Raw genomic sequence first — 12533 nt, forward strand, 5'->3', positions numbered from 1 at the left:
TGCCACGCCGGTCACCGGGTCCGGCCGAGCAGTCGGATGGCCTGCTTGAGCAGGACCGGCACCGGCGGGGTGGGCCCGTCCACGGTCTCCGCCACGGCGGCCACCGCCTGGTCGGCCTGGCCGGCCGTCCAGCCGAGCCCGACCAGCGCCTGGCGGACCTGCTCCGGCCAGGCGCCCACGGTCACCCCGGCCGCGCCGTCGGGGCCCACCGGGACCGGGCCGATCCGGTCACGCAGCTCCAGGACCAGCCGTTCGGCGCCCTTCTTGCCGATCCCGGGCACCCGGGTCAGGGCGGCGGTGTCGGCGTTGGCGATGGCCTTGCGCACCGCGTCGGGGGTGTGCACGGCCAGCACCGCCTGGGCCAGCCGCGGGCCGACCCCGCTGGCCGTCTGGAGCAGCTCGAACAGCTGCTTGGCGTCGTCGTCGGCGAAGCCGTAGAGGGTGAGCGAGTCCTCCCGGACCACCAGGCTGGTGGCGAGCCGGGCCGGCTGACCGACCCGCAGCTCGGCCAGGGTGCCCGGGGCGCACTGCACCGCCAGACCGATCCCCCCGACCTCCACCACCGCGTGGTCCGGGCCGGTCGCGGTCACCGTGCCGCGCACACTGGCGATCATCGTGCTCCTCCTCGTCGTGCCCGGTCGGCGGCCTCGGCCAGCTTGGAGCGGGTGCCGCCGCGCCACACGTGGCAGATGGCCAGCGCCAGGGCGTCGGCCGCGTCGGCCGGTTTGGGGGGCTCGGCCAGCCGCAGCAGCCGGGTGACCATCGTGGTCATCTGCTTCTTGTCGGCCTGGCCGGAGCCGGTCACCGCGGCCTTGACCTCGCTCGGGGTGTACGTCTGCACCGGCAGCCCGGCGCGCGCGCCGGCCAGCACGGCGATGCCGCTGGCCTGGGCGGTGCCCATCACGGTGCGGACGTTGTGCTGGCTGAACACCCGCTCGACGGCGACCGCGTCGGGCCGGTGCTCGGCGACCAGGTCGGTCAGCGAGCGGTCCAGGTGCAGCAGGCGCAGTGACAGGTCGTCGGTGGGGTCGGTGTAGACGACGTAGTAGGCGACCAGCGTGCAGGGGCGGCCCGGCACGCCCTCGACCACGCCGACCCCGCACCGGGTCAGCCCCGGGTCGACGCCCAGCACACGCACGCCGTCTCCTCCAGGCCCCTCGACAGTACGGGTGTTCGACACCCTACTGGTCCGCCCCGACACGCCGGTGGGCGGACACGCCGCCCGGCGGTGGGGCTCAGCGGGCCCGCAGCCCGTCGAGCACGCCGTCGACGACCTTCTCGGGCAGCAGCCGGTCGTCCAGCTCCGGGTGCCAGCGCAGCAGCCGCTGGATCAGCATCGGCCCGGTGAGCAGCGCCATCGCCACCTCGATGTCGAGGTCGGCGCGCAGTTCGCCTGCGGCCACGCCCCGGCGGAGCACCTCCCGCATGATCTTGCGGCGGGGCTCGATGATGTTCTGGTAGAGCTGGAAGTGGTCCGGGCTGCGGTTCACCTCGGGCACCAGGCACGGCATGATCCGCTCGGCCCGGGGGTCGATGTTGTGCCCGACGGCACCGACCAGCAGCACCAGGTCGTCGCGGACGGAGTGCCCGGCCGGCTGGGCGACCACCCCCTTGAGCCGGCGCAGCGCGTCCAGCAGCAGGGCGTCCTTGCCGGGCCAGCGGCGGTAGATGGTGGCCTTGCCCACCCCGGCGCGGGTGGCGATCGACTCGATCGACAGGGCCTCGATGGTGCTGCCCTCGGCGAGCAGGTCCAGGGTGGCCTCGATGATGGCCTCGTCCGCGCGGGTGCTCCGCGGTCGCCCGGGCGACCGCGGAGCATCGGCGGTGGGGTTCAGGTCGGACATCGTTCTGCGAACCTACGTGGTTCCGGCCAGTTCCCGCTCCGCCACCGGCGTGGCGGTGACGGCCGCGTCGGGCCGGCCCGGCATCCAGCGCAGCACGATGATGATGCCGAGGGCGGCCACCACGGCGGAGATCGCCGCCGCCCAGTGCATGGCCGAGACGAAGGCGTCGTTGGCCGCCGCGATCAGCCGCGGGGCCGCCGGGCCGAGCTGGGCCGCCGCCGCGTACGCCCCGGAGACCGACTCGGTGGCCGCCTCCCGCGCCGGTGCGGGCAGGGCGTCGGCGACCGTGGCGATGTCCTGCCGGTAGACCGCGGAGAGCACCGAGCCGAGCACCGCGACGCCCAGCGCACCGGCGACCTGGCGGACGGTGTTGCTCACCGCCGAGCCGACGCCTGCCTTCTCCCGGGGCAGCGCCGACATGATCGACTCGGTGGCCGGCGGCATGATGTTCGCCATCCCGACACCCTGGAGGAAGAAGGCCACCAGCACCACCCAGATCGGCGTGGTGGCGTCGATGAAGGCGAACGCGGCCAGCGCCACGGCGGTCAGCACGAGGCCGACCGTGGCGACCGCCCGGCCGCCGTACCGGCGCACCATGGCGGCGCTGCGCGGCGCGAAGACCAGCTGGGCCCCGGCGAACGGCAGGAAGAACAGGCCGGTCTCCAGTGGGCTGTAGCCGCGGACGAGCTGCATGTAGAACGAGCTGAAGAACATCACGCCCATGGCGGCGAAGAAGACCAGCCCGACGATCGCCACCGGGGCGGCGAACCGGGGCACCCGGAACAGCCGCACGTCCAGCGAGGGGTGGTCGCTGCGCCGTTCGTGCGCGACGAACCAGGCCAGCACCGCCACACCGCCGAGGATCGCGGCCCACACGGTCGGTCGGCCGAAGCCGTGCTCGCCGCCGTCGATGATGCCGTAGGTCAGCGCGACCAGGCCGACGACGGAGAGCAGCACGCCGAGGATGTCGACCCGACCCGGGCTGGGGTCCCGCGACTCGGGCACCAGCAGGGCCACCAGCAGCACCCCGAGCGCCACCACCGGCACGTTGATCAGGAAGACCGAACCCCACCAGAAGTGCTCCAGCAGCGCGCCGCCCAGGATCGGGCCGATCGCCACCGCCAGGCCGACCGCGCCGGCCCAGACGCCGATGGCGCGGCCCCGTTCCCGGGGGTCGAAGACGTTGGAGATGATCGACAGGGTCACCGGCATGATCGCCGCGCCGCCGACGCCCATCAGGGCGCGGGCCGCGATCAGCTGGCCGGGGCTCTGCGCGTACGCCGAGAGCAGGGACGACAGGCCGAACAGGACCAGGCCGACGAGCAGGAACCGGCGTCGGCCGGCCCGGTCGCCGAGGACACCGAAGGTGAACAGCAGACCGGCGAAGACGAGGGTGTAGGAGTTGATCGCCCATTCCAGCTCGCCCTGGCTGGCCCCGAGGCCGTGCACCGGGTCGGCCAGGGTGCGCAGGGCGACGTTGAGGATGGTGTTGTCGAGGACGACGACGAGCAGGCTGACCACCAGCACGCCGAGGATCGCCCATCGTCTCGGATGTCCGGTGTTCTCGTGCGGTTGCATACGCTCCGGTGCTCCCCCCGGTTGCACCCGTACCGTGGAGATACGGAACGGGTCAGACTCGTAACGGTGCTCACCTTACGAGCCTCATGTTTCGATACGGCACCGGTTCGTATCGAATGTGGTGCGGGTCACCCGGTCAGGCCGGCGGCCCGCAGGCGGCCAGCGCGGCGGAGAAGCTGGTCAACCGGGTCGCCGGGGGTGCGAGGGGCTCGATCCAGCCCGGCCCGGCGGCGTACACGCGTACCCCCGGGAAGTCGCGACCGAAGCGGACCAGGCGGTACGCGCGGCCGGTGACCGGCGTCTGCGACCACACCACCACGACCCGCGGGCGGGCCCGCAGCACGGCGGAGCCCAGCGCCACCCAGGGCAGCGCCGGCCCCAGGTGCAGGCAGCCCCGACCCTGCTCGCGCAGGGCGGCGGCCACCGCGTGCAGGCCCAGGCAGTGCGCCTCGTTCTCGGCCCCGGCGAGCAGCACCCCGTCGGTGCGCAGCCGCCGGCCGGGAACCCGCCGGTGCACGTCCAACCCGATCCGGATGCCCTCGGACAGGGCGTGCTCGACGGCGATCTCGGCAGCGTCGCGCCCGCGCAGCCCGGCCAGCAGCGGCACGCACACCGCCTCCCACACCGCCGCCACCCCGGCGTCGGCGGCGAACTCCAGCACCAGCGCGGCGACCAGGTTCGCATCGAGGTCCTCGGCGGCGGCCGAGAGCCGCTTGTGGGCCGTCTCGACGGCCTCGACCGGCATCGGATCCGACAACACCAGACGCACCCCCCGGGTAGGACACCGTTACCAGGGGGTTCGCCCGGACGGGGCGGTTCGGATGCGCCGTCGGGGAAAAACCGCGGTGGTTCAGCCGGCGAGCGCCTCCAGCGCCAGGTCCACGTCCGCCTCGGTGGTGTAGAGGTGGAACGCGACCCGGACCCGGCCGGCGCGCACCGCCGCCCGGACCCCGGCGCGCGCCAGCCGCCGCTCCGCGTCGGGCACCTCCACCACGACGATCGCGCTGTCCCCCGGCGGCCGGCCCAGCCCGGCCAGGAACCGGTTCGCCAACGCCACGTCGTACGCCCCGATCGTCGCCGGGCCGAGCGCGGCGAGAAGTTCCAGCGCCGGGGCGGTGCCCACCCAGCTGAACCAGGCCGGGGAGCTGTCGAACCGGCGGGCGTCGTCGGCCAGCCGCAGCGGCGGGCCGTAGTAGCTGGACAGCGGCTCCTTGCCGGCGAACCAGCCGGCGGCGTCCGGGCGCATCCGCCCGCGCAGCGCCGGGGCCAGGTAGGCCAGCGCCGAGCCGCGCGGCGACACCAGCCACTTGTACGTCCCGACCGCGACCGCGTCGGCCAGCGCCGCGTCGAACGGCAGCCACCCGCACGCCTGGGTGGCGTCCACCACCACCAGCGCGTCGTGCGCGCGGGCCGCGGCCACGATCTCCGCGTACGGGGCGACGGCCCCGTCGGCGGACTGCACCAGGCTGAACGCGACCAGGTCGGTGTCGGCGTCGATCGCCTCCCGCAGGCCGGCCAGCGGCACGGTGCGCACCCGCACCCCGCGTTCCTCCTGCACCAGCCAGGGGAAGAGGTTGGCGGTGAACTCGACCTCGGGGACGACCACGGTGGCCCCGGCGGGCAGGGCGGCGGCGATCGGCCCGAGCAGCTGCGACACGCTGCCGCCGACCGCGACGTCGGTCACCGGCACCCCGACCAGGCCGGCGAACGCCTCCCGGGACCGCCCGGTGGCCTCCTCCCACACCTCGTGGGAGGTACGCCCCACCCGCCAGTCGGCCAGCGCCTCCTGCACCGCCGTCCAGACCGGCTCGGGCGGGAGCCCGTAACTGGCGGTGTTCAACCAGCCGGGTTCCGCCCGCCACAGCTCGCGTGCCTGCGCCAACTCCATGCGTCGAGGCTAGTGACACCCCCGCGCGCCCGGTCAGCACCAATCCGCCGGTGGTGGCCCGCACCCGCCGGCCACCGACCGACACCGGCTTGACCCGCTGACCTACGTTGATGATCTACACAGCGACGCTCCCCTGGAAGGGTGATGCCCCGTGCCCGTCGGCTTCACGTTCGCCGTCATCCTCGCCATCGGGGCGGCCGTCGCCGGAGCGGTCCGGCTCCTCGCCCGGTACCCTGCGGTCAGGCGCACCAGCACGCTGGTCGCGCTCGGCTGCCTGGCCGGCGCGCTGCTGTTCGGGGTCGGCTCCAGCGCGCACTCCGTGCCGATCCGCTCGGTCGGCATCGTCACCAGCTTCAACAAGCCGACCGGCGAGGTCACCGGCTCCGGGCTCAAGTGGGTCGCCCCCTGGCAGAAGGTCGGCGAGTGGGACGCCGGCCGGCAGAAGTACGACCACATCGGCGGCGACCAGTGTGTCCGGGTCCGCACCGGCACGCTCGCCGACGCCTGCGTCGAGGTGCTGGTCGAGTGGCAGGTCAAGCCGGAGAACGCGCCGAAGCAGTTCATGGACTACAAGGGCGACTTCGAGAGCTTCCGGGGCCAGCGGGTGGGGGTGCAGCTCGACAGCGCGGTCAACGACGCCTTCACCACGTACAACCCGCTGGAGAAGATCGACGCCCGGACGGGGAACCTGAACGTCGACCTCAAGCCGTTCGCCGAGAGCATCCGGAGCAACGCCGAGGGCCGGCTCTCCGGCGACGTCGACATCCTGTCCGTCACCATCACCCGGGTCAACCACGACGACAAGACCGAGGGCAACATCAAGGCATTCCAGGACAAGCTCGCCCAGACCCGCAACCTCGAACAGGACCGCCGCAACGCCGACATCCAGCGGCAGATCACCGAGACCAACGCCAAGGTCGACAAGGTGTCCCGCTGCCTGGAGATCGCCGAGAAGAACGGCAGCACCCCCGGACTGTGCATCAACCCGGGGATCGTCACCGGCGGCAAGTGACCTGGGCGCCGGGCGGTGGTGGCCACCGCCCGGCGGTCAGCTCACGTTGGCCGGGCCGAGGACGCTCTTGAGGTCACCCATCAGCGCGGTGGTGGCGGCCACCCGGAACGGGCCGAGCCGCAGGGTGGTCACCTTGCCGCCGTTGAGCAGCTTGACGTGCACCTCGGTGTCGCCCGGGTGCAGCACCAGGGTCTCCTTCAGCCGTTCCACCAGCGGCGGCGTGCACCGGTGCACCGGGATGGTCAGCGTCACCGGCTTGCTGCCGGGGGCGCTGGTGACGTCCGGCATGGACATGTCCATCGCCATGATCCGGGGGGTGTCGTCGCGCCGGTCCACCCGGCCCTTGACCACCACGATCGCGTCCTCGGCGATGTACTGGCCGATCACCTCGTAGGTGTTCGGGAAGAACAGCGTCTCCACCCCGCCGGCCAGGTCCTCCAGCGCGGCCGAGGCCCAGGCCCGCCCCTGCTTGGTGACCCGGCGCTGCACGCCGGAGAGGATGCCGGCCAGGGTGACCACCGCGCCGTCGGGCACGGTGCCCTCCTCCGACAGCGCGGCGATGGTGGTGTCGGCCGCCGCACCCAGGACGTGCTCCAGGCCGAACAGCGGGTGGTCGGAGACGTAGAGGCCGAGCATCTCGCGCTCGAAGGCGAGCTTGTCCCGCTTGTCCCACTCGGCGTCGCCGATGGTCGGCATCACGGTGGTGCTGCCGGTGTCGGCGTCACCGAAGCCGGCCCCGAACAGGTCGTACTGGCCGACGGCCTCCTTGCGCTTGACGTCGGCGAAGGCGTCGATGGCGTCAGCGTGCACGGCGAGCAGGCCCTTGCGGGTGTGCCCCAGCGAGTCGAACGCACCCGCCTTGATCAGGGATTCGATGGTCTTCTTGTTGCAGACCACCGCGTCGACCTTGGACAGGAAGTCGTAGAAGTCGGTGTACTCGCCCTTCTCGTCGCGACACCGCATGATCGCCGCGACCACGTTCGCCCCGACGTTGCGCACCGCCGCGAGGCCGAATCGGATGTCCTTGCCGACCGGGGTGAACGGGCCGGCGGAGGTGTTCACGTCCGGCGGCAGCACCTGGATGCGCATCCGGCGGCACTCCGACAGGTAGAGCGCCATCTTGTCCTTGTCGTCACCGACGGAGGTCAGCAGCGCCGCCATGTACTCGGCCGGGTAGTGCGCCTTGAGGTACGCCGTCCAGTACGACACCAGGCCGTACGCCGCCGAGTGGGCCTTGTTGAAGGCGTACCCGGCGAACGGCACCAGGACGTCCCACACGGCCTGGATGGCCTCGTCGGAGTAGCCGCGCTCGCGGCAGCCGTCGCGGAACGGGATGAACTCCTTGTCGAGGATCTCCTTCTTCTTCTTGCCCATCGCCCGGCGCAGCAGGTCGGCCTGGCCGAGGGTGTAGCCGGCGAGGATCTGCGCGGCGCGCTGCACCTGCTCCTGGTAGACGATCAGGCCGTGGGTGGGCGCGAGGATCTCCCGCAGCGGCTCCTCCAGCTCCGGGTGGATCGGGGTGATCTCCTGGAGGCCGTTCTTGCGCAGCGCGTAGTTGGTGTGCGAGTCGACGCCCATCGGGCCGGGCCGGTAGAGCGCCAGCACGGCCGAGATGTCCTCGAAGTTGTCCGGCTTCATCAGCCGCAGCAGCGAGCGCATCGGCCCGCCGTCGAGTTGGAACACCCCGAGGGTGTCACCCCGGGCGAGCAGTTCGTAGGCGGGCTTGTCGTCCAGCGGCAGGCCCAGCAGGTCGAGTTCCCGGCCGTGGTTGAGCTGGATGTTCTTGACCGCGTCGTCGATGATCGTCAGGTTGCGCAGGCCGAGGAAGTCCATCTTCAGCAGCCCGAGCGACTCGCAGGTCGGGTAGTCGAACTGGGTGATGATCACCCCGTCGGCGTCCCGGCGCATCAGCGGGATGTGGTCGATGATCGGCTCGGCGGACATGATCACGCCGGCGGCGTGCACGCCGGTCTGCCGGATCAGCCCCTCGATGCCCTTGGCGGTGTCGATCACCTTGCGGACGTCCGGGTCGGTCTCGTAGAGGCCGCGGATCTCGCCGGCCTCGGCGTAGCGGGGGTGCTTCGGGTCGAAGATGCCGGTGAGCGGGATGTCCTTGCCCATCACCGCCGGGGGCATCGCCTTGGTGATCCGGTCACCGACCGCGTACGGGAAGCCGAGGACCCGGGCCGAGTCCTTGATCGCGGCCTTCGCCTTGATCGTGCCGAAGGTGGCGATCTGGGCGACCTTGTCCTCACCCCACTTGTCGGTCACGTACTTGATCACCTCGCCGCGCCGACGCTCGTCGAAGTCGATGTCGACGTCCGGCATCGAGACCCGCTCGGGGTTGAGGAACCGCTCGAAGATCAGCCCGTGCGGGATCGGGTCCAGGTCGGTGATGCCCAACGCGTACGCGACGAGCGAACCGGCCGCCGAGCCACGGCCGGGGCCGACCGCGATGCCCTGGCTCTTGGCCCACTGGATGAAGTCGGCCACCACCAGGAAGTACGACGGGAAGCCCATCTGGTTGATGACGCCCAGCTCGTACTCGGCCTGCACCACGTGCCCCTCGGGGATGCCCCCCGGGTAGCGGCGGGCCAGCCCCTTGAAGGTCTCCTTGCGGAACCAGGACTCCTCGGTCTCCCCCTCGGGCACCGGGAACCGCGGCATCAGGTTGTGGAACTCGAACATCCCGCTCGGGTCGACCTTCTCGGCCACCAGCAGGGTGTTGCGGCAGCCCTGCTGCCAGAACTCCGAGGAGTCGACCGCGCGCATCTGGTCGGCGGACTTGACGAAGTAGCCGCCGCCCTCGAAGCGGAACCGGTTCGGGTCGGCGACGTTGCTGCCGGTCTGCACGCAGAGCAGCACGTCGTGCGCCTCGGCCTGCGCCTCGTGGGTGTAGTGCGAGTCGTTGGTGACCACCGGCGGAATGTCCAGCTTGCGGGCGATGGTGATCAGATCGTCGCGGACCCGCTGCTCGATGGAGAGCCCGTGGTCCATGATCTCCAGGAAGTAGTTCTCCTTGCCGAAGATGTCCTGGTAGGCGGCGGCGACCTTGAGCGCCTCGTCGAACTGGCCCAGCCGCAGCCGGGTCTGCACCGCGCCGGACGGGCAGCCGGTGGTGGCCATGATGCCCTCGGCGTGCTCGGCGATCAGCTCCATGTCCATCCGGGGCCACTTGACGTAGTGCCCCTCCATGGACGCCCGGGAGTTGAGGGTGAACAGGTTCTTCAGGCCCTGCGCGTTGCGCGCCCACATGGTCTTGTGGGTGATCGCGCCGTTACCGGAGACGTCGTCGCTCTTCTGCTCGGGGCGGCCCCACTTGACCCGGGCCTTGTGGAAGCGCGACTCCGGCGCCACGTACGCCTCGACGCCGAGGATCGGGGTGATGCCGGCGGCCATGGCCTGCTTGTAGAAGTCGTTCGCGCCGTGCATGTTGCCGTGGTCGGTGATCGCCACCGCCGGCATCCCCAGCCGGTTGGCCTCGGCGAAGAGGTCCTTCAGCCGGGCCGCCCCGTCGAGCATCGAATACTCGGTGTGCACGTGCAGATGCGCGAACGAATCACCCATGCGTGACGCCCCCCGGCGGTGTGGATCAGACCAGCTGTCGGTTCGACCGGCCCACCCTACCGGCCGGCCGGAGAGCGCCCTGCACGCCGCTCCGGGGCGGTCCCGGCCGGTGCGACCGGGCCGCTGCGCAGCCGTCCGGGCCGGCGCGACCGGCCCCCCGGTCCCAGCCGGCGCGACCGGCCCCCCGGTCCCAGCCGGCGCGACCGGCCCCCCGGTCCCAGCCGGCGCGACCGGCCCCCCGGTCCCAGCCGGCGCGGACGCCGGCCGGGACCCCGGCGGGGCGGCTAGTGCATCGCGGTCAGGGCCGCCGCCTCCTGCTCGGCGCGCTCGTCGCCGCTGACCTCGTGCAGCGGCTTCTCCCTGATGAACAGGACCGCGACCAGGGCGAGCAGGGCGATCGGGGCACCGATCAGGAACAGCTCCGAGGTGGCCGTGGCGTACGCCTCCTGCACGATCGCCAGGACCGGGGCGGGCAGCGCGGACAGGTCGGGCACCTCGGTGGTGCCGCCGCCGGTGGCGCCGGCCGCGGGGCCGAGCTGCTCGGTCATCAGGCCGGTGACCCGGTTGGCCAGCACCGCGCCGAGGGCGCTGACCCCGATCGCACCACCCATGCTGCGGAAGAAGGTCAGCACCGAGGTGGCCGCACCGAGTTCGTGGGCGGGCACGTCGTTCTGCGCGGCGAGGACCAGGTTCTGCATGAGCATGCCCACGCCGGTGCCGAGCACCGCCATGTAGAGCGAGAGCAACGGCACGCCGGTGTCGGCGTCGATGGTGCTCAGCAGCAGCATCCCGACGGTCATCACGGCCGCCCCGGCCACCAGGTAGACCTTCCACCGGCCGAACCGGGTGATGAGCTGACCGGCGACCGTGGAGGAGACCAGCAGGCCGAGGATCATCGGCAGGCTCATCAGGCCGGCGACGGTCGGCGACTTGCCCAGCGAGGTCTGGAAGTACTGCGACAGGAAGACCGTGCCGCCGAAGAGGGCCACCCCGACCAGCACGCTGGCGACCGTGGTCAGCGTGACCGTACGGCTGCGGAAGATCCGCAGCGGGATGATCGGCTCGGGCACCTTCGACTCGACCCAGACCGCCAGGGCCAGCAGCACCAGCCCGCCGACGACCATCAGCGCCGTCCAGCCCGAGGCCCAGGCGAACCGGTGCCCGGCCAGCGACGACCAGACCAGCAGGGTGGACACGCCCGCGGTGATCAGCAGCGCGCCCCACCAGTCGATGCGGGCCCTGCGGCGGACCACCGGCAGGTGCAGGGTGCGCTGGAGCAGGACGATCGACAGCAGGCTGAACGGCACGCCGATCAGGAAGCACCAGCGCCAGCCGAGCCAGGAGGTGTCGACCATGACGCCGCCGATCAGCGGGCCGGCGATCGTGCCGACGCCGAACACGGCGCCGAAGATGCCGGCGTACCGGCCCAGTTCCCGGGGCGGGATCATGGCCGCCATGACGATCAGCGCCAGGGCGGTCATCCCACCGGCGCCGACGCCCTGCACGATCCGGCTGGCCAGCAGGGTCTCCACGTTGCGGGCGAGCCCGGCGATCAACGAGCCGACCACGAACAGGCCGAGCGAGAGCTGGATGAGCAGCTTCTTGCTGTAGAGGTCGGCCATCTTGCCCCACAGCGGCACGGTGGCGGTCATCGCCAGCAGCTCGGTGGTGACGATCCAGGTGTAGACGGTCTGGCTGCCGTTGAGTTCGGCGATGATGCGCGGCAGCGCGTTCGCCACCACCGTCGAGGCGAGGATCGCCACGAACATGCCCACCATCAGGCCGGAGAGGGCCTGGAGGACCTCGCGGCGGGACATCCGGCCGGTGCCCGCCTCGGGCGGGGTCGACGCGGCAGTTGCGGTCATGGACGTTTCCTTACCGGGTTCGATGCACGCCCGGCGCGGTCGCGCCGGGCCGGTCGGGGGTACGGGGGTCGGGAAGCCCGGCGGCGACGGCGGCGAACGCCTCGTCGAGCAGTCCGGCCAGCGGGCGGGACCCACCGCCGGTGGCCCAGCGGACCATCGCGGTGCGCAGCGCGGCCCCGGTGACCGCCACCACCAGGGCGGGATACCCGTCGTCCGGGTCGTGACCGGTGCGCGCCGCGAGTGCCTCGACCATGGCCTGCTCGGTCGTCGCGTTGCCGGAGACCAGCCGGGCCAGCAGCATCGGGTGCTGCATCACCACCTGCATCCGCAGCAGCCACAGCGCGGCGTCGCCCTCCACGTCGTCGATCACGCCGGCCAGGGCCGACCGGATCGCCGTCAACGCCGGCACCTGCGCCGGTACGGCGGCCAGCGCCCGCAGCACCCGTTCCCGGTCGCCCGCGGTGTCGCCGACCAGCGCGTCGTCCTTGCTGGCGAAGTAGTTGAAGAAGGTCCGGGCGGAGACGTCCGCCGCTTCGGCGATCTCCTCGACGGTGACCTGGTCCAACCCCCGCTCGGCGACCAGTCGCAGCGCGGCGGCGGCCAGTGCGGCGCGGGTCTGCCGCTTCTTGCGGTCCCGCCGTCCGAGTCCCTCGTCCCTGGTCACGCAGGGAGCCTACGAACAAAAGTGCAGTGCCTGCAAACTTGCGCAGTGTGACATGAAACTCGACCGGGGCCACGCCGGTCCGGGGTGGCCCGGCTGGGTCCCGGCGGCATAGCCT

At 72.1% G+C, this 12533-nt stretch carries 10 protein-coding genes; 1 reads left to right on the top strand and 9 read right to left on the bottom strand.

Annotated features, from left to right (window positions below):
* Positions 1 to 11 precede the first annotated feature (11 nt).
* The 6 genes from ruvA to ACN260_RS18775 form a co-directional block, all read right to left on the bottom strand.
* Positions 12 to 614 (bottom strand): Holliday junction branch migration protein RuvA, encoded by a 603-nt coding sequence (gene ruvA, locus ACN260_RS18750; RefSeq protein WP_422752335.1) that lies wholly within the window; start codon positions 612 to 614, stop codon positions 12 to 14.
* A complete protein-coding gene (ruvC, locus tag ACN260_RS18755; RefSeq protein WP_422752336.1) occupies positions 611 to 1138 on the bottom strand; it encodes a crossover junction endodeoxyribonuclease RuvC in 528 nt (175 codons plus the stop codon). Before ruvC ends, ruvA begins: the two co-directional genes overlap by 4 nt.
* A gap of 97 nt (positions 1139 to 1235) precedes the next feature.
* Positions 1236 to 1844, bottom strand: a complete 609-nt coding sequence (locus ACN260_RS18760) for a TetR/AcrR family transcriptional regulator (protein WP_422752337.1) — start codon at positions 1842 to 1844, stop codon at positions 1236 to 1238.
* Positions 1845 to 1856: 12 nt separating this feature from the next.
* Positions 1857 to 3422, bottom strand: a complete 1566-nt coding sequence (locus ACN260_RS18765; protein WP_422752338.1) for an MFS transporter — start codon at positions 3420 to 3422, stop codon at positions 1857 to 1859.
* A gap of 136 nt (positions 3423 to 3558) precedes the next feature.
* Positions 3559 to 4182: a transcriptional regulator gene (locus ACN260_RS18770; RefSeq protein ID WP_422752339.1), complete on the bottom strand. Its 624-nt coding sequence runs from the start codon at positions 4180 to 4182 to the stop codon at positions 3559 to 3561.
* 90 nt (positions 4183 to 4272) lie between these two features.
* The gene (locus ACN260_RS18775) at positions 4273 to 5310 is read right to left on the bottom strand and encodes an aminotransferase class V-fold PLP-dependent enzyme (protein WP_422752340.1); all 1038 of its coding nucleotides are present in this window, start codon (positions 5308 to 5310) and stop codon (positions 4273 to 4275) included.
* Between the two features lie 151 nt (positions 5311 to 5461).
* Here ACN260_RS18775 and ACN260_RS18780 point away from each other — a divergent pair, with 151 nt between their 5' ends.
* Positions 5462 to 6322, top strand: a complete 861-nt coding sequence (locus ACN260_RS18780; protein ID WP_422752341.1) for an SPFH domain-containing protein — start codon at positions 5462 to 5464, stop codon at positions 6320 to 6322.
* 36 nt (positions 6323 to 6358) lie between these two features.
* Here the strand turns inward: ACN260_RS18780 and dnaE are convergent, their stop codons facing one another.
* The 3 genes from dnaE to ACN260_RS18795 all read right to left on the bottom strand — a co-directional run bounded on the left by dnaE (position 6359) and on the right by ACN260_RS18795 (position 12418).
* Complete coding sequence (dnaE, locus tag ACN260_RS18785; protein ID WP_422752342.1) at positions 6359 to 9889, bottom strand: DNA polymerase III subunit alpha; 3531 nt, start codon at positions 9887 to 9889, stop codon at positions 6359 to 6361.
* A gap of 284 nt (positions 9890 to 10173) precedes the next feature.
* Positions 10174 to 11754, bottom strand: coding sequence for an MDR family MFS transporter (locus ACN260_RS18790; protein WP_422752343.1), 1581 nt, complete (start codon positions 11752 to 11754; stop codon positions 10174 to 10176).
* Between the two features lie 10 nt (positions 11755 to 11764).
* Positions 11765 to 12418, bottom strand: a complete 654-nt coding sequence (locus tag ACN260_RS18795; RefSeq protein WP_422752344.1) for a TetR family transcriptional regulator — start codon at positions 12416 to 12418, stop codon at positions 11765 to 11767.
* Between the last annotated feature and the right edge of the window lie 115 nt (positions 12419 to 12533).

The sequence above is a fragment of the Micromonospora sp. WMMD708 genome (genome assembly GCF_049315245.1).
Lineage (GTDB): Bacteria > Actinomycetota > Actinomycetes > Mycobacteriales > Micromonosporaceae > Micromonospora > Micromonospora wenchangensis.

Excerpts from the sequence above, each read along its gene's own strand:
- ruvA (WP_422752335.1), bottom strand. The coding sequence starts at position 614 with ATGATCGCCAGTGTGCGCGGCACGGTGACCGCGACCGGCCCGGACCAC.
- ACN260_RS18760 (WP_422752337.1), bottom strand. The coding sequence starts at position 1,844 with ATGTCCGACCTGAACCCCACCGCCGATGCTCCGCGGTCGCCCGGGCGA.
- ACN260_RS18765 (WP_422752338.1), bottom strand. The coding sequence starts at position 3,422 with ATGCAACCGCACGAGAACACCGGACATCCGAGACGATGGGCGATCCTC.
- ACN260_RS18775 (WP_422752340.1), bottom strand. The coding sequence starts at position 5,310 with ATGGAGTTGGCGCAGGCACGCGAGCTGTGGCGGGCGGAACCCGGCTGG.
- dnaE (WP_422752342.1), bottom strand. The coding sequence starts at position 9,889 with ATGGGTGATTCGTTCGCGCATCTGCACGTGCACACCGAGTATTCGATG.
- ACN260_RS18790 (WP_422752343.1), bottom strand. The coding sequence starts at position 11,754 with ATGACCGCAACTGCCGCGTCGACCCCGCCCGAGGCGGGCACCGGCCGG.